This window comes from Coralloluteibacterium thermophilum, assembly GCF_042654365.1.
Lineage (GTDB): Bacteria > Pseudomonadota > Gammaproteobacteria > Xanthomonadales > Xanthomonadaceae > Coralloluteibacterium > Coralloluteibacterium thermophilum.
On the sequence record NZ_JBHSGG010000002.1, the window covers coordinates 217,701 to 235,663 of the forward strand.

Sequence of the window (17,963 nt, forward strand, 5' to 3'; positions counted from 1 at the left end):
CAGTATGCAAACCGTATCGATCGTCGTCCCGGTCATGGACGAACAGGAGACCGTCCAGACGCTCGCGGAACGGATCACCTGCGTGTTCACGGAAAAGCTCACCGACACCGCCACACTCAACGAGATCATCTTTGTCGACGACGGCAGCCAGGACGAGACCTGGCTACGGATTCAGGCGATCTCGAATGACACCGTGCAGGGGCTGCGGTTGCGCCGCAACTTCGGCAAAGCCGCCGCGTTGCAGGCCGGCGTCTCGCGTGCGACCGGCGACATCGTGATCACCATGGACGGCGACCTGCAGGACGATCCCGACGAGATTCCGAAGTTGCTCGAGCTCATCCGCTCTGGATTCGACGTAGTGTCTGGCTGGAAGCGGGTCCGGCACGACCCGATGGGGAAGACGCTACCCTCCAGACTGTTCAATTACGTCACCGCCCGAATTTCCGGCGTGCGCATCCACGACTTCAATTGCGGCTTCAAGGCGTATCGCCGCGAGGTCTTCGAGTCCGTGGACCTTTATGGGGAGCTCCACCGCTTCATTCCGGCGCTTGCCGCCTCCATGGGCTACACGGTCACCGAGATGGAGGTTCTTCACCACCCCCGCCGATTCGGGCGATCGAAGTACGGTGTTGGCCGCCTGATCAAGGGCTTCCTCGATCTACTCACGGTCGTGACCATCACCAAGTACAACTCACGGCCGGGCCATCTTTTCGGAACCGCCGGACTGACGCTCGCGTCGGTCGGGGCGATCGTCAACCTTTACCTACTCGCGATCTGGCTCGCCGGTGAGGCGATCGGCCACCGGCCGCTACTACTGCTGGGGGTCCTGCTAGTGATCGTGGGCGTCCAGTTCATCTTGTTCGGCATGATGGCGGAGCTGATCGTGAGCAAGCAACCGCATGCCAGGAGCCGCAATATTGTCGCTGAACGTACAGGCCGAACCACCGCGCAGAGCGTGCGCACCATCCCAGCGTGAGCTCAAAGGTCGCCGCCAAGGTCATCCTCGCGCTAGCCATTACAGCCACCTTTGCGTGGTTGGTGGCAACCGCGGTCGACACGGACATGCTCCTGTACACCATTCGCAGCGCCGATGTGCGCTGGATAGCGCTGGGTACCGCAGCAACGCTAGCAACCACCCTGCTGCGCGCGATACGCCTGAGCTTGGTTCTGGACGGACGTCTGGCCTCTTCGCTGATCGCGATTTCCGTAGCGCATAATGCGACCACGGCGCTGCTACCGATGAAGCTGGGCGAGTTCATGCTTCCGCTGCTACTGTCCAGGGCGCGCGGGATGGATGTTTCGTCTGGCCTCGGCATCCTGATTCTGCTGCGCATGTTGGACATGCTGGCACTTGGGCTGCTGGGTGCTGCGGCAGCGCTGCTGGCCTTTGGAGCTATCGGCGAAGCGAGCGCTGCGACCATCGCGGCAATCGCCCTGGCTGGCGCATTGACGGTCACCCTGCTCCTCTTCCTGGGTTGGCACCGCCTACAGGATCTGGCTCGGCACGACGGGCGGCACATCACCGTACCGGTACTGTCGCGCGCGGCATACGCGATGACGGCCGTCAATCGCGGCCAGTTGCTACGATCATACGCCTATTCGCTCGCCATCTGGATCGCGCTGTTTACCGCGTTCTACTGCTTCTCGCGGGCGATCATCGTGGAAGTGAGCTCAATGACCACAGCCACGATCGGAGCCGCAGCCTCATTGGCGTTCGCCTTTCCCATATCCGGAGTCGCCAACGTAGGGCCATTCCAGGCCGCCTGGGTCTGGATGTCGCTGCCATTCGGCATTGCTCCTGAGCCGGCACTTGCAGCCTCGATGCTGTCCCACGGCATGGTTGTGCTGGCCACCGCCGCCCTTGCGATTGCCCTCCTGCCGTTGCTGCTCAAGGCGGTCAGGGCAACGTCCTGAATTCGGGTATTTGTCCCGCACCAGGAATCCGTCGAATGCCTCAATCGACGACCTGAATCCGCCAACCTGTCTCACAGCGCGTCGGCACGTTGTAGGTGTCCTGGACTAGGATCACCTCGTACTCGCCAGGCTCGACATTGGCCAATGTCGCTCGGACGCTATACCCGGACGCGATAGCTAAGGCCGTCGAGAAGACTCTCGCCACGTCGGCTCGAGCACCACCAGCGGCTCCTCTGGCGGCGTAGGAGGAGGCCACTCCAACAAGCACCACGGCGAACTCCCTCGGCACCTCCCTGCGAGGATTCAGCACCCAGCCGACCACTTCCAGCTCGCCGCCGCGCTTGATCGGCAACATGTCGGTGTCACCCCGTGCGGCGCCATTGAGCACATCCAGAGAGCATGGAGCTTCGGAAGCAGCCCGCAGCGCAGCCCGATGCTCGGCGGTGACCGTCAGAAATGCACCGAAGGCCGCCGGAAGCATCCCGGATGCACCAGGAGGCACGAGCGCCGGGCGCGACTGGACATCGTCCGGGGCCGGCAGTTCCTTTTGGCACCCTCCTAAGGAGACGAGGAGCGCCGCAGCCAAGAGCGGGAGCAATTTGATCGGGCGGCGTATACGCATCTCGGAAGTTCTTGCGTTGGAATCAAGGAGAAACGGACGCGCTAGGGTTGACGACGTCACAAGGACGAAACGGCGGTAGATGCTGAGAGCGCCGACAAGCTGGCATGCCGAAGAGTTGGGCGCCCCCACAACCGTCACGGCAGCGGGAGAGGGAACCCGGCATCCACGCCTCTCAACGCAGCAGTCGGTGGATGGCACGTCGCGGCACGGAGGCGATGTCGAAGGCGATGAACCCCAACAATAGTTGGAGCCCTAGAATAAGGGGTAGTGCCGCGAGCATTACGCGGCCAGCCGAAGCAGTCACACCCTCGGCGGCCGCGTCCGCCCAGAAATGGATGCCCGCGAGCAGGCCCAGCCCGACCATCAGCACGCCGCCTACGAGTTCGACGCTCGCCAGAGACATGTCCCGGAGGAAGTAATTGTAGAAGACCCGCTTGAGGGTATTGCGGACATGCTTGTACATGAAGTCGACCAGGATGCGTCGCACGCTGAGGCCGCTCACCTCGTCGCCATATCGCGCATCCATAGGCACGTCCACCACCACGGCCCGCAGTGTATTGAGGCGGAACAAGATGTCGGTCTCGAAGAAGTAACGCCTGCTGATCTTGTGCATCGGCAACTTCGACACCAGCCGCGCATGTATTGCGGTATAGCCGTTCGTCGGGTCGAACAGGTCCCAGTAGCCCGACGAGATCTTCGTCATGAACGACAGTACCGCGTTGCCGAATATGCGCAATGGCGGCATACGCCCGATCTGCGCCAGATCGTAGAAGCGATTTCCCTTCGTGTAGTCCGCCTCGCCCATCGCGATCGGTGCGATCAAGGCCGGGATCAGCGAGGGCTCCATCTGCCCGTCGCCGTCCATCTTGACGATGATGTCACAGCCCTCCCGCTCGGCGCGGACGTAGCCAGCCATCACCGCTCCTCCAACACCGGTGTTGGTCTCGTTGAAGAGCACGGTCACGCGCGCATCCGCGCAGCGCTCCTTCACGAGTCGACCGCTGCCATCGGGGCAACAGTCGTCGACGACGTAGATGCGATCAACCCAGTCAGGGATCCCCGCGATGACCCCGAGGATGTGGCGGGTCACGCGGTAGGAGGGTATGACCACGGCCACGGAGCAGGTTGCGGGCACCCCTTCGGGGCTCCGCTGCGGGACAGGGAACGTCATGTCAATGCCCCCCCGCCTCGTAGGAATGCGCGTACGCCCGGGCGAGCAGCGTCGCGATCGGCGTAGGCCAGAGCGATGCGAACATCGCGGCGTCTTCGCGTGCACGTACGCCACCGCGGACCCCGACGCTGGTCTCGCTCTCGGCGTGAATGCGATGGGCCATCAGCCGTTCACGAACAAAGCAGAACGCGCCAGGCCGGCGCGCGAGCCGGATCCATGCCTCCCAGTCGAGGTCCACCTTGAGATCCTCACGAAAAGTCACGCCGGTCGCTCCGGGCCCGAGAGTGACCGAAGGACAGGCAATCGGGCAGCCGAAGCGCAGCAGTCTCAGCTTGTCGGCCTCTCGCCGGATGCTCCGACGCCCCAAGAAGCCCAGCTCGAGCAGCAGGCGCTTGATTCTCAGCATCCGCGTGCGCGGCCGCTCGGTCTCGCCGAGCAGTTCCACGTAATCGGTCAGCACCAACGACGCGTCCGGAGCAGCCTCGGCCACCCGCATCGTCTTGGCCACGAAATCCGGCAGGTAGAGGTCGTCCTGATGCGCGATGGTCACCCAGCGCCGGCGTGCCTGCGCCACGGCCATGTTCCAGTCGCGGCCGATGCCGGCATTGGGCGCATGCACGGCGTAACGCGCGCCGAACCGCGCTGCCAGCGCTTCCAGCTCTCCAGACGGCGTCGACGTCGATACGACGATCTCCGAGCCCGCAAGCGTCTGCGACGCCAGCGACGCCAGGCAATCGGCGAGGTGCGGCGAACTCCGGTACGCGGGAACGACGAAGCTGTGATCGGGGGAACGTCCCATGGTTCAGGCTGCCTTGCCGGTCAATGTCATCATCAGCACCCCGGACGACACCAGCACAAGCCCGAGCCACTGCACGGGTGCCAAGCGTTCGCCGTACAGGAGCCAGCTGGCGAGCGCGATGAGAATGTAGAAGAAGGATCCCGAGATCGCGAAAGCGACGCCCAGCTTGATCCGGCTGACCACCACGACCCACGTGATGAAGCCGATCCCCTGGATCGCGACGGCCGCGATGACCTCCGGCGAAAGGCAGGCGGCGATCAACCAGTTCAGTCCTTGGGGGACCGGGTCGCGCTGTGCGATCTGCGTCACCGCCCGCTTGACCAGCAACTGGCTGCCCAACGTGGAGCAGGTGACGAACACGATCATGAGGATCTCGCGGATCATTATCGCCTCAAGGGTAGTACCGCGCGAGCAGCGCGAGGAGTCCGTCGGTGAGCGCGGCCATGACGACAGCCGGCACCAGAACCACGAGTCCGCGGTGGACCCAGGCCGCGTACCGCCCCACCGGCAGCGATCCCGCGGTGAAGCAGAAGGCGAACGCGAGGCAGGGTATGAAATAACGCCCCTGCAGTCCCATGATGATCGTAGAGTCGCGGACGGTCCAGAACAGGTACAGCGGCAGGCTGAGCATGGCCACCGCGCCTGCCGCGAATATCCACCCCGCCGCGACCGTGGCCGCCGGCGGCCTGGGCACCGGCCAGCCCATTACCGCTGTTGCGCCGAGGCAGAACAGCAGCCCGAGGTAGCTGACCTTGGCCAGCGATACGTCCAGCCAGCCCAGCGCGCCGAGCGTAGACTTGAGAATCCATACACCGTGCGTGCTGACATAGGTGTCGAAGAACAGCCCCACGACTTCCAGGGGTCGGTCGGCGATCCGAGCAAGGTTGGCCGCCGGATCCACTCCGGGCAGCGGCGCAGCCGAGGACGACGCATACAGGACCCAGCCGATGTGGATCACGAAAGGAAGCAGCATGTACTTCAGGACCGCGGGAGTGAAGGTGCCGGCTTGCCGCAGGTAGGCCTGCCTCGCGAAGAGAATCGCCACCAGCACCCAGGCCGCCCCGGGCTTGGACAGGGCCAGGAACAGCGCGAGAAGCCCCAGGATCCACGTTGCGCGACGTACCGGGATCCGCTCCTCGATGACGCCACACACCGCGCCCAGCCAGGCCAGCGACGCCGCGATGTAGAGCGCGTCCGCCGAAACCGAAGCCATCTGGTAGACGGACATGGGCAGTAGCGCGCAGACGAACAGCACCCAGCGCGCGCGAATCGTCGCCCAGATTCCGAATGCGATCAGTGCCGTGGCCAGCAGCAGGTTGCCCACGCGCGCGAGCAGCAGGAAGGTGCCCAGATCCTGGTCCGTGGCGCAGCTGACGACGTAGGCGGCGGCGGGAACGGGATACAGCGTCGGCGAATAGCTGTCCGCTCCCTTCGGTAGATCCGCGGTTGTCCGCTGGCACGGCACCGGTGCCCGCAGTTGGTTGACCAGCTGCAACCCGCTGAAGTGCACGCCGGGATCGAGGTAGCCGTTGAACCGTCCGTACATCTCGAAGATGTTCGGGAAAAGCTGGTCTCCGGTTGCGCCCAGGAAGGCGCCGTTCGCCATCTTCGCCGCCTTGGTGACGTGGGCGTACTCGTCGGTTACCGCTCCGGGCGGCGTCACCACCGCGTAGAGCGTGCCGAAGAAGAGAGATATCACCACGTACACCGGCACCAGCTTCGAGGTGCCTGCACCTCCTGTGGATGCCCGTGACTCGCGATCGGCGACACCCCATCCGCGCCAACCCCACAGCCATGCGCTCCCCAGGACGAGGGCAATGCAGAACGCCGCGATCGCCAACCCGAACCAGGCGCGCGCGCCCGCGTCCCATGCTTCGGTCGACTGGAGGCCGATGGTCACGTGAGGAGCGCTTTCGCCTGCCACGGGAACGGCCGATACGCAGCCGGGATGCAGGGAGACGCTGGTGACGCCTCGACGGTCGATTACCCGGTAGTCCTCGAGGCTTAGCGGCGCACGACCAGTGGCGACCACCTCCAGCGAGCACAACGAGGCCGTGCTTCCGGCCAGCGGCACTATCCGGATGCGCTCGTGCAACCCGATCGGCACGAGGATGGACACGTCGCCCTCTGCGTCGGCCGGGAGCGACAGCGAGTTCTTCTCCACGAAATCCTCGCTGCCGGCGAAGAACACCCGGGTTCCCTCGGGCACACCGCCCGGGAAATCGAGCTGCACTTCCACCGTGCCCCGCATCCAGGCCTGGGAGAGCGAAGCGACTCCCAGGGCTCCGCACAGCAGCGCCAGCAGGAGCGGAAAGTGGCGCCTGAAGACCCGCGCAAGGTCCATGGGTTCAGCATCCTTCCGCTGTGCGCGCAACCCACGACGTTTCACGGGGCGGATACGCGAGCGTGAACGGCGCGGTGTTGAGGCTGAAGTTGACGTTGTAGTACGGGTCCATCTCCAGCTTCCTGCCCCAACGGCTCTGCATGAACCGCTCCTCGCGCTTGAACCGCTCGATCTTCTCGGGAGTATTCTCGTAGCCGCGCGAGGCGGACTCGTGGTGGTAAAGCTCGGCGAACGGCGTCCAAAGGTTGCGGTAGCCGGCCTCGCGCACCCGCAGGCAGAAGTCGACGTCGTTGAAGGCCACGACCAAGCCCTCGTCCAGCCCACCGACCTGCTCGAAGACTTCTCGGCGCACCACCGCGCATGCCGCGGTCACGGCGCTCAGGTTCTGGGCCAGGCCGGCGCGATGTTTGTCGCCAGGATAACCACGGGGCATGCCGACGTAGGCGTGCCCGGCGACTCCGCCGACACCCAGGATGGTGCCCGCGTGCTGGATGGTGTCGTTGGGGTAATAGAGCATGCAGCCCACGACTCCGATCTCCGGCCTGAGCGCATGCGAGACCATTTCCGACAGCCACTCCGGGTGGATCGCCTCGATATCGTTGTTGAGCAGCGCGATGACTTCGCCCTTGGCTTCACGCGCACCACGGTTGTTGATCGCCGAGTAGTTGAACGGGCTGTCGTCGCGCAAGACGCGAACATTGCTCACGCTCTCCAACGAGGCGAAGTAGTCGAAGGTCTCGCGTTCACGCGAGCCGTTGTCGATCACCAATATCTCGAAAGCCGGGTAGTCGGTCAGCTTCTGAATCGAGTCGATGCACTGTTTCAGCAGGTCCGCGCGGTCGCGCGTCGGAATAAGAATGCTGACCAGCGGCGCGGGATCGGGGATCTCGTGCACTATGTGGTAGTAGCCGCTGTAGCCCGCCATCTCCTTGACCTTCGCCCGCGTCCCGGTGCGGTCGAAATGGTCCTGGATCGCCCGCAGCGCCGCGAGGTGGGCGTAGTTCTTCTCGCCCGGGGCCAGCGCCGTCGAGCCTTCGATCATGCGCCAGTGGTAGAGCACTCGCGGTACGTGGCCGATCTCATCGGCGCGCAGCCGCTCGACTGCCCGCAGCGTCAGGTCCCAGTCCTGCGCGCCATCGTAGCCCTGCCGGAAACCACCGATCTCGGTCACCAGGTCGCGCGCGTAGACGCCGAGGTGGCAGACGCAGTTCTGCGACAGGAACAGATCGGGATTCCAGTCCGACTTGAAGTACGGGTCGGAACGGCGCCCCGCGGCGTCGATCTTGTCCTCGTCGGTGAACAGCATCCGCCAGGAGGGGTTCTGCTGCAGTGCCAGCGCACAGTACTGCAGCGCCAGCGGGTGGAGCGTGTCGTCATGGTCAAGCAGGGCGACGTAGTCGCCGGTGGCCAGCGCCAGCGCACTGTTGGAGGCCGCCGCGATATGGCCATTGGTCTCGCGCCTGATCGCGCGGATGCGGCTGTCGGCCGCCACATACTGCTCGATCGTCCGCCAGACTGCCGGGTCCGTGGAGGCGTCGTCGGCGATGCAGAGTTCCCAGTAGGGATAGGTCTGCGCGATCACGCTGTCGAAGCAGGCGCGCAACCAGCGCTCGTCGGTGTTGTAGGTGGGCACCACGATGGAGAAACTGGGTGTCTGCTCCAGCGGCGGCATGGCTGTCAGGGCCTGCGCGATTCCCTCTGGCGAGCAGTCGTCGTAGAAGTCCACCCAGACCTCGTAGTCGGACACGTCGTTGCCGCCGGCATAAGCGGCGTACTTGTGGTAGAGCCGGTCGGCCATCCGCCTCGGCCCACCGCGCAGGAGGTCGACCAAGGTCGACGCGGCGAAGCGCAGCTTGCCCATCCCCTCGCGGGAAGCCATCACTTGGCCGAACATGCAGCGGGCGGCCTCGGCGCGGCTCAGCCGCCGCAACGTGAACGCCTCGATCTCGAACTCGCAGGGAATCAGGCTGGGGTCGAAGCGCAGGCGGGTGACATCCGCGGTGAACCGCACCAGTCGCGAGACGGCATGCGAGCCCTGCCGCGCATCCGAAAGCGGCAGCACCTGCCGCTCTGCCTCGATCACGAAGCCGCGCGCGTAGTCCGGGTACAGCGCCGGAGCGTGGATGCGCCCACGGAACACCTTGATCCGCAGCTCGATCTCGTACCAGCCACCGACAAGCGGACCGGTCGTCAGCTCGACGTCGAACGAAGGGTCGTTGCCCGTCGCGCGCCAACGTTGCGATCGCTCTCCAGCGGCCCCGACGGGTTCGACCTGATTGAGCGGCTGCAGCGTGAAGGACATAGGATCGTTCATGACTCCTCCTTGAGACTCAGCAACGGGAGCGCCGCGGTTCTGGGGGTGAAATCAGCTTCGCGCAGCGGATCGATGGTGAATGCCCGGCCGCTCAGGGAGAGGTTCGGGCTGTATGCGGGATCCCGCTCCAGAGCAAGGCCCCAACGACGCTGCATCGTCTCGACCTCGGATGCGAACCGCGCCTGCTTCACGGGATCGTCCTCATACCCCCGGCTCGCGGATTCGTGGTGGATCAGTTCCGCGTAAGGCGTCCAGAGGTTGCGGTGACCCGCGCGCACGAGGCGCAGGCAGAAATCGACATCGTTGAACGCCACAGCCAGGGATTCGTCGAGCCCGCCAACCTCGTCGAAGGTTCTGCGGCGTACAGCCAGGCAGGCGGCCGTGACAGCGGACATCGACTGCACGGCCAGAGCCCGCCCGAACTGGCCAGGATGCATGCGACCACGTCGCGTGTAGGGGTGTGCGGCGACGCCTTTCACTCCGAGGATCACGCCGGCGTGCTGCAGGGTCCGATCCGGATACAGCAGCCGCGCGCCCACCGCCCCGATCCCCGGCCTGCAGGCCTGCGATGCCAGCTCACGCAGCCAGTCGGCGTCGACGACCTCGATGTCGTTGTTGAGCAGCACGACGATGTCGCCGTCGCACTCCCGTACCGCGAAGTTGTTGATCGCCGAATAGTTGAACGGCGCGTCGTAGGCCAGGACCCGCACCCGCGCGTCGTCCTGCAGGCGCGCGAAATAGGCGTGCGTCGCCGGCTCCGCCGAGCCGTTATCGACGATCGTGATCCGGTAATCCACGCCCTCGGTGAGCGTCAGGATGCTGTCGACGCAGACCGACAGCAGGTCCACGCGGTCGCGGGTCGGAATGACGATGTCGCAGCGCACGCCGCTCGGCAGCGGATGGCGCACACGTGCCGGGCGCCCCACGCCAGGCGCGAGCGCCTCGACCTCCGGTGCCGTCCGAGCGAGGTACGCGGTCAGTGCGTCCCCCATGTCGTCGAGGGCAGCGAACGCATCCAACGGGGCCGCAGGCTCGCCCGGAGGATCGAGGTGGTGGCGGGCGACGACGGGCAGGTGCAGCACGCCGTCCGGGCCCGCCTCGGCGCCAGCGGCCATGATCGCGGCGTAACGCCAGGCCCGGGAGGGCGGTGCCGCGTGGATCCAGCGAGCCAGCCACTCGCGCGACAGGAACGACGATGGTCCAACGTAATCATGCTGCGCCTGCAGGTCAGGATCCCATGCGGGCTTGAAGTACGGCCAGCGACGGATGTCGCCTGCCGCCAAGAAGTCCTCGTCGGTGTAGAGAAGCACCGCACCGGGCCGAGCCTCGAGCGCCTGCGCCACCCAGGCGAGCGCATGGGCTGGCATCCGCTCTCCGCCGGCGATCCAGGTCAGGTAACGGCCGCGCGCGGCCTTCGCTCCCGGACAGAAGCCGGCATCGCCGTCGTCGAACTCGCGCACGCTCGGCCCGCCAGGCCCGCCAAGCCGGGCCATGCCCTTGGGAACGAGGATCTCGAAGTACGGGTAGGACTGCGCGAGCAGTGCTTCGAGGCAAGCGTCGCGCGTCGAGCTGTCGCCTTCCGGCAGCAGCACGACGCTGAACATCGGTTCACCTGCTGCCGCCGCCGCCGCTGAGGCAGGGCTACGTACCACCGCCGGACACTCCTGCGTCCGGATCCAGTCCAGATAGGCCGCGTCATCCTGCGCCGCAGTGTCCCCTCGATACTCGCTCCAGACGAGTTCCAGCGCGGCCGCAGAGTCGCCGTCGCGCCGCGACGTCCGCAAGCCCTCGCCCAGGCGCGTCACGTCGCGAGCGCCGTTGCGCATCAACGCGCGCGCCATCAGCCATGCCGCCTCTGCCTCACCGAGGCGGTCGCAGCACAGGCCGTCGAACACGAAGCAGCAGACCGTCGTCGAGGGGTCGAACCGCAGTCCGCGGACCTCGCGATCGAAACGCACGATCGCGTCAAGGAGACCGGCCTTCGGATCGTAGCGCAGGGGCATACGGAGATCCTCGGCAAAGCCTTGCCCCTGGTCGACGTACACGCAAGGGTCGAGCACGCGGCCCTGGGTCGCGCGCAACGTCGCGCGCAACCGATACCAGCCGGCCGGGAGTGGCGGTTCCAACCGGTAGAGGAACTGCGGATCCTCGCCCAGACAGGTCCACTCGTTCGCGCCGCAGCGATCGAGCTGGACGGTGCCTTGGGGAGCGAACGGCGGTGGCATTGCCGACGGACCGGGGTCGGACAGAGTCACTGCGATTTCCACCAGCGCCGCTCCTGCAGCGCCTGGACGCGCACCGAGACGTCCTGCATGACTTGCTGCAGCGTCTGCAGGCGCGCGACGACATCGGATGCCAGCGCCTCGTCGCGTCCCGCGCGGTCGAGGGCGTGCTGCGCGGCGCCGTTGGCTGCGTGCTGCAGTGTGGCGATGGCGTCCCGCAGACCGGGCATGGCACCGGCGACCTGCTCGACCTCGCGCGAGGTAGCGGACAAGCGTTCGTGGAGGGCGTCCATCGCCATCAGCGACTCGTCCTGCCCGCTGCGCAATGCGGCCAGACTGGCCGAATCGGCACGGACCATGGCCACCAGCTCCCGCAGCTCGGACAGCGCGGTGGCGACATGCTGCTGTAGCGTGGCTGCTCCCAGGCCCGCCCCGGCCGCTGCCTCGCGCAGCTCGGCCAGCACTGCCGTGAGCAGGTTCTCGATGTGCTGCAGGTGTTGCCTGCGCTGCAGGCCTTCCGACAGCGAATCGCCGATCGCCTCCAGTACACGGGCGCCGTCCGCCCCGGTGACGATGGCCTCGTAGTCGAGCGCCACCTCCAGCGCCGCGGGCAGCCGCGGAAGGTCGGCCAGAGCATCGGTCAGATCCAGCTCGACGAACGGATCTGCACCCAACGAACCCCACCGGACCCAATTCGGTGCGGCCGGCGGCAGCGAGACACCGCCCACCGACAGCACGCGACGCTCCAGAGCGTCGATCTCGCGTAGCACTGCGCCGTCGTCGGCAAGCAGGGAACATCGCGCGATGCCGAAGATGCCGGGGCGTTCGGCGGGATCGATTCGAATCCGGGAGAACGCGCCTGACGGGTCCAGAGGCAGGCGCACGACCGCCGGGCCAGCGGCCAGGTCTCGACTCGCGCAGCTCTGCCTGGTCTCGACATAGTCGGAGCCCGTCTTTCCGAAGTAGACGCGCACGTCTTCGAATGCCTCTCCAGCCACGCCGGCGTCGGCCGTCTCCTCCGGGCGCGGCGCGAGAGCGGCCAGAAAGGCGCCGAGCTGCGGGTCGGTCTCCAGCGCATCCGCGAACGCCACCAGGCGCTCCGGCCGATGCTCGCCGACGAAAACCACGCCAAGGCCGTTGCTGTGCTTGAACTCGAAGGTCCGGTAGCGCGCGGACAGCTCTTCCAGGAACCGCCCGACACCGAAGCCGCGCTCCGTCACCGCGCTGTCGTGAAGCAGCACCACCGCACGATCGCTGAGCTTGGGCAACCAGGTCTCGAAATCGTGCTTCACCGCTTCATACGTATGCAGCCCGTCGATGTGCAAGAGATCGATCGAGCCCACGGCGAAGTCGTCCACCGCTTCGTCGAAGAACTTCCTGCTCAGGGTGGAGAAGCGACCGTAGCGCGGATCGTGATAAGCGCTGAGCGTCGCGTACACGCCCTCTCCGTAGCGCTGCGCGTGGTCGTCCCCTCGCCACGAGTCCACCGCCACGCAGCGCGTGGCGAGACCGAGCCGCTCCACTGCCTGGCAGAACGCCAGATAGGAATTGCCTGAGTGCGTGCCCAGCTCGACCAGCGTACTCGGTCGAACAAGGTCCACCACCAGGTACGCGAAGGGAATATGGCCGACCCAGGAATGGGGCTCTACGACACGAGGCTTCTGCAGCACCACGGGGTGCGCTTCGAGCCGGAACTCCCTACTCATGGAACCTTCTCCAGGGCAATGCGCGCCATCGGCAGGCCAAGAATGCCGATCGACCAAGACTGGCAAGTAGACTTCAGCGCGATAGCCTCGTGCACCCAGTGCTGGATCGCGTGGTCGTCTCTGCCGCCATCGGCCACACCGATGGTGATGAAGTAATCGCCGGCCTTGAGGCGCGGCATCTCGAATTCGAACGTCGCCCGCAGCCGCTCGCCGGGGGCGGCATCGACATGGTCGCCCAGCGTGCTGACATAGGTGTTGTCGCCGAACAACAACTGACCCAGCCGGTCCTTGAGGTAAAAGCCGACGATGGGCCGAAGCACCGGGCCATCGGCGATGACCTCGACCTCAAGCCTCACCGATTCCCCGCCCACGCACCATGCGAGTTCGCGGCCGGACACATCGCGCAGCGAAACGTCGCCGATGCGCGCACGCATCTCGCCGAAGCCCGTGGTCCCCGGATCGAACGGCACCACCTCGATGTCGTTGCGCAGGCTGCTTCGATTGACCCAGTCCCGGCGCATGTCGTGGCGCTCGCGCTTGGCCGCCTGACCACCGCCATCCGCGATGCGCATGCCCGCTTCGCCCTGACGTGCAGCGATGACGGATTCCAGATACATCTGAACCACGTCGCGCGAGGGGCCATACGCCTGTGGCGCGCCGCCGTCCAGCCAGAGCGCGCGGTCGCACAGACCGCTCACCGAGGCATCGTCGTGGCTGACGAACAGCAGGGTCCCCCGCGCCTTGAACTCGCGCAGGAAGCGCATGCACTTCTGGGTAAAGAAGGCATCGCCCACCGCCAGCGCCTCGTCGATGATGAGCACGTCGGCGTCGACGTGCGCCATCACGGCGAACGCCAACCGCATCACCATGCCGCTGGAGTAGTTCCGGATGGGCTGGTCGATGAACTCGCCGATGTCGGCGAACGCCAGGATCGCCTCCAGCCGCGACTGGACCTCCTCCGAGGACAGCCCAAGGATGGCGGCGTTGAGATATATGTTCTCGCGCCCGGTGAAATCCGGGTTGAAGCCGCTGCCCAGTTCGAGCAGTGCCGCGATGCGGCCACGCACGCGGATGACCCCTTCGGTCGGCGCGAGCGTGCCGGCGATCAGCTGAAGCAATGTGGACTTGCCCGACCCGTTGCGCCCGATAATGCCCAGCGTTTCGCCACGCCGCACCTGGAGATCGACGCCGCGCAGCGCCCAGAACTCGCGATAGTAACGCCTGCGATCTCCGAACAGCCCCTGGAGCAACCGGTGCGACGGCCGGTCGTAAACGTGGTAGCACTTCCCCAGACCCGAGGCGTCGATGATCCAGTCGTCGTGCGCTTCTGCCGTCTCAGAGGACATCCGCGAATCCCCTGCGCGTCTTCTGGAAAACGGCGAACCCGAAGTAGGCGAATCCGACCGCGCCAAGCAGATACAACCCGAGCCCCTGCCAGTCGGGCAGGCGGCCCCAGAACGCGACCTCGCGCGCCTGGTCGATGATGAAGGTCAACGGATTCAACCGGAAGACCACCTGATAGCCCTCCGGCAACGTTTCGACGGGGATGATCGCCGAGGAAAGGAACAGCAGCGCAGTCGCAAGAACGCCCGTTACCTGCCCGATATCGCGCAGGAAGACGCTCAACGAAGACAGGAGCCAGATCACGCCGAGCGCCACGAACGCCAGCGGCACGAGCACCAGCGGCCATAGCAGCACCGTCGCGTGGATCTCGCCGCGCAGCATCATGTTGAGCAGGACAAACACCAGCACGTTGGCGAACGCGTGGAACAACGCCGACAGCACGACCGTCCATGGCAGCACGTCGAGTGGGAACACGATCTTCTTGACCAGATTCGCGTTTCCCACGATCAATGCAGGCGCGCGGGTCAGGCACTCGGCGAAGAAGCCGTGCACGATCAGTCCCATGAAGAGCAGCATCGCGAAATCGGCGGTATCGCCAGTGGTTCCAGGCCAGCGTGCGCGCAGGATGTATCCGAACGCGACCGTGTAGACGATCAACATGAAGAACGGGCTGATCAGCGACCACAGCAGCCCGAAACTGGCACCACGGTATCGGCCGAGTACGTCGCGCCGAGCGAGTTCGATCGTCAGAGAGCGGTGTTTGAGCCAGGCATTGAACGGGCCGCTCAGGGTGAGCACCGGTGGAGACAGCGAACTCGAGTGCATGGTCATGCTTCCAAGGCGCGTAGAAGATCCGCGCGCTGATCGCTCAGCTCCTCCACGCCTACGCTCAACCTCACCAGGCCGCCAACGATGCCCAGCGCCTCGCGCCGCTCCGCTGGTACCGAGGCATGGGTCATGACCGCCGGATGGTTCACGAGGCTCTCGACGCCACCGAGCGACTCGGCGAGCGCGAACAGCTCACAGCGCTCGAGCATCCGCTTGGCGGCCTCGAAGCCTTCCTTGAGCACGATGCTGACGATGCCGCCGAAGCCTCCGACCATCTGCCGCTTCGCCAGCTCGTGCTGCGGGTGGGACGCAAGACCCGGATAGATCACCCGCTCGATCGCCGGATGCGTCTCCAGCCACCGCGCAAGCTCGAGTGCGTTCTCGCAATGCGCCCGCATCCGCAGGTGCAGGGTCTTGAGCCCGCGCAGAGCGAGGAAGCTGTCGAAAGGCCCCTGCACACCGCCGACGGAGTTCTGCAGGAATGCCATCTGCTCCGCAAGCTCGGCGTCGTCGCCGACGACGGCCATGCCTCCGACGATGTCGGAGTGCCCGTTGAGGTATTTCGTCGCCGAGTGCACGACGATGTGGGCGCCCAGCTCCAGCGGACGCTGCAGCATCGGCGACGCGAACGTGTTGTCCACCACCACGATCAACCCGCGCCTGCGCGCCCGCTCGGCGACCGCCGCGATGTCCACGAGCTTGAGCATCGGGTTGGTCGGCGTCTCGATCCAGACCATGCGCGTCTTCGGCGTAACTGCGGCTTCGAACCCCTCGGGGTCGGCAAGGTCCACAAAGCTGAAGTCGAGTCCGGCGCTGCGCCGGCGCACCCGCTCGAACAGACGGTAGCTGCCGCCATACAGGTCGTCCATGGCGATCACGTGGCTGCCCGTATCGAGCAGTTCGAGGATCGTCGAACTCGCGGCGAGGCCGGACGCGAAGGCGTAGCCGCGGCTTCCACCCTCGAGGTCGGCGACGCAACGCTCGTAGGCGAAGCGCGTCGGATTGTGCGAACGCGAGTATTCGAAGCCCTGGTGCTCGCCAGGACTGCGTTGGACGTAGGTGCTGGTGGCGTAGATCGGCGTCATCACGGCGCCGGTGCTCGGATCGGGCGACTGCCCGGCATGGATGGCACGGGTGCCCAGTCCGAGGGAACGGGAAGATGTCGGCATGGCGATGTGAAGGGGGAGGAGGGGGACCGCGATGCGGAGGCGCTACTGTACCCGTCGCCGCAGGTAGTTCAGCAGGTCGATGCGGGTGATGAGGCCGAGGAAGCGGTCGCCGTCCATGACGATGGCCACCTGGCCGCGGTCGAAGACCGGGAGCAGGGATTCGACCGGGGACTTGACGTCGAGCTTGTCGAGCTTGGAGACCATGGCGGTGGAGACCGGCTCGCGGAAGCGGGACTCGTCGCCGTACACGTGCAGCAGGATGTCGGACTCGTCGACGATGCCGACGATGCGTTCGCCCTCCATCACCGGGAGCTGGCTGACGTCGTAGAGCTTCATGCGCTGGTAGGCGACGGTGAGCGCGTCGGTCGGTGCCACCACCACCGTGTCCTTCTGGCTGTAGGGCCGGAGGATGAGGTCGCGCAGGTCGCCGTGGGTCTCGCGCTCCAGGAAGCCGTTGTCCAGCATCCAGTAGTCGTTGTACATCTTCGACAGGTACTTGTTGCCGGTGTCGCAGACGAAGGCCAGCACCTTCTTGGGTGTCGTCTGCTCGCGGCAGTAGCGCAGCGCGGCCGCGACGATGGTGCCCGAGGACGACCCGCCGAGGATGCCTTCGCTGCGCAGCAGTTCCCGGGCGGTGAAGAAGCTCTCGCGGTCGCCGATGGCGTAGGCCTTCTTCACCCGGCTGAAGTCGGAGATCGTCGGCAGGAAGTCCTCGCCGATGCCCTCCACCATCCAGCTGCCGGACTTGTCCGAGAGCGTGCCCTCGTTGATGTACTGGGTGAGGATGGAGCCGACCGGGTCCGCCAGCACCAGCTCGACGTGCGGCGCGGCCTTCGCGAAGTGCCGCGACAGGCCGGTCATGGTGCCGGACGAGCCGCAGCCGAAGACCACGGCATCCACGCCGTCGGCCATCTGGCGCAGGATCTCGGGGCCCGTGCCCTCCTCGTGCGCACGCGGGTTGTCGGGGTTGCCGAACTGGTTGATGAAGTAGGCGTTCGGAAGCTCGCGCGCGATCTTCTCGGCGAGGTCCTGGTAGTACTCCGGATGCCCCTTGCCCACGTCGGAGCGGGTCAGCACCACCTCGGCGCCCATGGCCTTGAGGTTGAAGATCTTCTCCCGGCTCATCTTGTCCGGGACCACCAGCACCAACCGGTACCCCTTCTGCTGCGCGACCAGGGCGAGTCCGAGGCCGGTGTTGCCCGCCGTCCCCTCGACCAGGGTGTCGCCGGGCCTGATCTTCCCGGCGGCTTCGGCCGCCTCGATCATCGACAGCCCGATGCGGTCCTTGATCGACCCGCCGGGGTTCGCGCTCTCGAGCTTGAGGTAGAGCTCGCACACGCCCGTGTCCAGGCGCTGCGCCTTGACGATGGGCGTCTCGCCGATGAGTTCGAGAACGCTCTGATGGACTGCCATGTCGACCTTGCCGGGATGCGGGGCGCCGCGGCGGTCCTGGACCCCGGCGGCGGAGCCGGAAAGTCTAGCAAAACCGGGGCGACCGGCCTGCGGTCCGGGCGCCGCCGGGCTGCACTG

14 protein-coding genes are annotated in these 17,963 nt (G+C 66.0%); 2 read left to right on the forward strand and 12 right to left on the reverse strand.

Annotation, left to right across the window (positions count from 1 at the left end; genetic code table 11):
• Positions 1-4 precede the first annotated feature (4 nt).
• Both ACFO3Q_RS01455 and ACFO3Q_RS01460 read left to right on the forward strand, forming a co-directional pair.
• A complete protein-coding gene (locus ACFO3Q_RS01455; protein WP_377002799.1) occupies positions 5-976 on the forward strand; it encodes a glycosyltransferase family 2 protein in 972 nt (323 codons plus the stop codon).
• The gene (locus ACFO3Q_RS01460) at positions 973-1,914 is read left to right on the forward strand and encodes a lysylphosphatidylglycerol synthase transmembrane domain-containing protein (RefSeq protein ID WP_377002800.1); all 942 of its coding nucleotides are present in this window, start codon (positions 973-975) and stop codon (positions 1,912-1,914) included. Before ACFO3Q_RS01455 ends, ACFO3Q_RS01460 begins: the two co-directional genes overlap by 4 nt.
• A gap of 40 nt (positions 1,915-1,954) precedes the next feature.
• On the opposite strand, the gene ACFO3Q_RS01465 is transcribed toward ACFO3Q_RS01460, so the two are convergent.
• The 12 genes from ACFO3Q_RS01465 to ACFO3Q_RS01520 form a co-directional block, all read right to left on the reverse strand.
• Positions 1,955-2,269, reverse strand: coding sequence for a hypothetical protein (locus ACFO3Q_RS01465; RefSeq protein WP_377002802.1), 315 nt, complete (start codon positions 2,267-2,269; stop codon positions 1,955-1,957).
• A 439-nt stretch (positions 2,270-2,708) separates the two neighbouring features.
• A complete protein-coding gene (locus ACFO3Q_RS01470; RefSeq protein WP_377002804.1) occupies positions 2,709-3,626 on the reverse strand; it encodes a glycosyltransferase family 2 protein in 918 nt (305 codons plus the stop codon).
• Between the two features lie 82 nt (positions 3,627-3,708).
• On the reverse strand, positions 3,709-4,506 hold the full coding sequence (locus ACFO3Q_RS01475) for a glycosyltransferase family 2 protein (protein ID WP_377002805.1): 798 nt from the start codon (positions 4,504-4,506) through the stop codon (positions 3,709-3,711).
• A 3-nt stretch (positions 4,507-4,509) separates the two neighbouring features.
• The gene (locus ACFO3Q_RS01480; RefSeq protein ID WP_377002807.1) at positions 4,510-4,890 is read right to left on the reverse strand and encodes an EamA family transporter; all 381 of its coding nucleotides are present in this window, start codon (positions 4,888-4,890) and stop codon (positions 4,510-4,512) included.
• 7 nt (positions 4,891-4,897) lie between these two features.
• The gene (locus tag ACFO3Q_RS01485; protein WP_377002808.1) at positions 4,898-6,850 is read right to left on the reverse strand and encodes a DUF2142 domain-containing protein; all 1,953 of its coding nucleotides are present in this window, start codon (positions 6,848-6,850) and stop codon (positions 4,898-4,900) included.
• A gap of 4 nt (positions 6,851-6,854) precedes the next feature.
• A complete protein-coding gene (locus ACFO3Q_RS01490) occupies positions 6,855-9,164 on the reverse strand; it encodes a glycosyltransferase family 2 protein (protein WP_377002810.1) in 2,310 nt (769 codons plus the stop codon).
• A complete protein-coding gene (locus ACFO3Q_RS01495) occupies positions 9,161-11,431 on the reverse strand; it encodes a glycosyltransferase family 2 protein (protein ID WP_377002811.1) in 2,271 nt (756 codons plus the stop codon). The genes ACFO3Q_RS01490 and ACFO3Q_RS01495 overlap by 4 nt, the downstream gene beginning before the upstream one ends.
• Positions 11,416-13,092 (reverse strand): class I SAM-dependent methyltransferase, encoded by a 1,677-nt coding sequence (locus ACFO3Q_RS01500; RefSeq protein ID WP_377002813.1) that lies wholly within the window; start codon positions 13,090-13,092, stop codon positions 11,416-11,418. The genes ACFO3Q_RS01495 and ACFO3Q_RS01500 overlap by 16 nt, the downstream gene beginning before the upstream one ends.
• Positions 13,089-14,438, reverse strand: coding sequence for an ABC transporter ATP-binding protein (locus tag ACFO3Q_RS01505; RefSeq protein WP_377002814.1), 1,350 nt, complete (start codon positions 14,436-14,438; stop codon positions 13,089-13,091). Before ACFO3Q_RS01505 ends, ACFO3Q_RS01500 begins: the two co-directional genes overlap by 4 nt.
• Positions 14,428-15,261: an ABC transporter permease gene (locus ACFO3Q_RS01510; protein ID WP_377002993.1), complete on the reverse strand. Its 834-nt coding sequence runs from the start codon at positions 15,259-15,261 to the stop codon at positions 14,428-14,430. The genes ACFO3Q_RS01505 and ACFO3Q_RS01510 overlap by 11 nt, the downstream gene beginning before the upstream one ends.
• A 2-nt stretch (positions 15,262-15,263) precedes the next feature.
• Entirely contained in the window at positions 15,264-16,433 is a 1,170-nt protein-coding gene (locus tag ACFO3Q_RS01515) for a trans-sulfuration enzyme family protein (protein WP_377002815.1), read from the reverse strand.
• A 42-nt stretch (positions 16,434-16,475) separates the two neighbouring features.
• On the reverse strand, positions 16,476-17,846 hold the full coding sequence (locus tag ACFO3Q_RS01520; protein ID WP_377002817.1) for a pyridoxal-phosphate dependent enzyme: 1,371 nt from the start codon (positions 17,844-17,846) through the stop codon (positions 16,476-16,478).
• Between the last annotated feature and the right edge of the window lie 117 nt (positions 17,847-17,963).

What these genes read in the sequence shown, in the direction of transcription:
- ACFO3Q_RS01455 (WP_377002799.1), top strand. Translation starts at nt 5, where the DNA reads ATGCAAACCGTATCGATCGTCGTCCCGGTCATGGACGAACAGGAGACC.
- ACFO3Q_RS01465 (WP_377002802.1), bottom strand. Translation starts at nt 2,269, where the DNA reads ATGTTGCCGATCAAGCGCGGCGGCGAGCTGGAAGTGGTCGGCTGGGTG.
- ACFO3Q_RS01475 (WP_377002805.1), bottom strand. Translation starts at nt 4,506, where the DNA reads ATGGGACGTTCCCCCGATCACAGCTTCGTCGTTCCCGCGTACCGGAGT.
- ACFO3Q_RS01480 (WP_377002807.1), bottom strand. Translation starts at nt 4,890, where the DNA reads ATGATCCGCGAGATCCTCATGATCGTGTTCGTCACCTGCTCCACGTTG.
- ACFO3Q_RS01485 (WP_377002808.1), bottom strand. Translation starts at nt 6,850, where the DNA reads ATGGACCTTGCGCGGGTCTTCAGGCGCCACTTTCCGCTCCTGCTGGCG.
- ACFO3Q_RS01490 (WP_377002810.1), bottom strand. Translation starts at nt 9,164, where the DNA reads ATGAACGATCCTATGTCCTTCACGCTGCAGCCGCTCAATCAGGTCGAA.
- ACFO3Q_RS01500 (WP_377002813.1), bottom strand. Translation starts at nt 13,092, where the DNA reads ATGAGTAGGGAGTTCCGGCTCGAAGCGCACCCCGTGGTGCTGCAGAAG.
- ACFO3Q_RS01505 (WP_377002814.1), bottom strand. Translation starts at nt 14,438, where the DNA reads ATGTCCTCTGAGACGGCAGAAGCGCACGACGACTGGATCATCGACGCC.
- ACFO3Q_RS01510 (WP_377002993.1), bottom strand. Translation starts at nt 15,261, where the DNA reads ATGCACTCGAGTTCGCTGTCTCCACCGGTGCTCACCCTGAGCGGCCCG.
- ACFO3Q_RS01515 (WP_377002815.1), bottom strand. Translation starts at nt 16,433, where the DNA reads ATGCCGACATCTTCCCGTTCCCTCGGACTGGGCACCCGTGCCATCCAT.
- ACFO3Q_RS01520 (WP_377002817.1), bottom strand. Translation starts at nt 17,846, where the DNA reads ATGGCAGTCCATCAGAGCGTTCTCGAACTCATCGGCGAGACGCCCATC.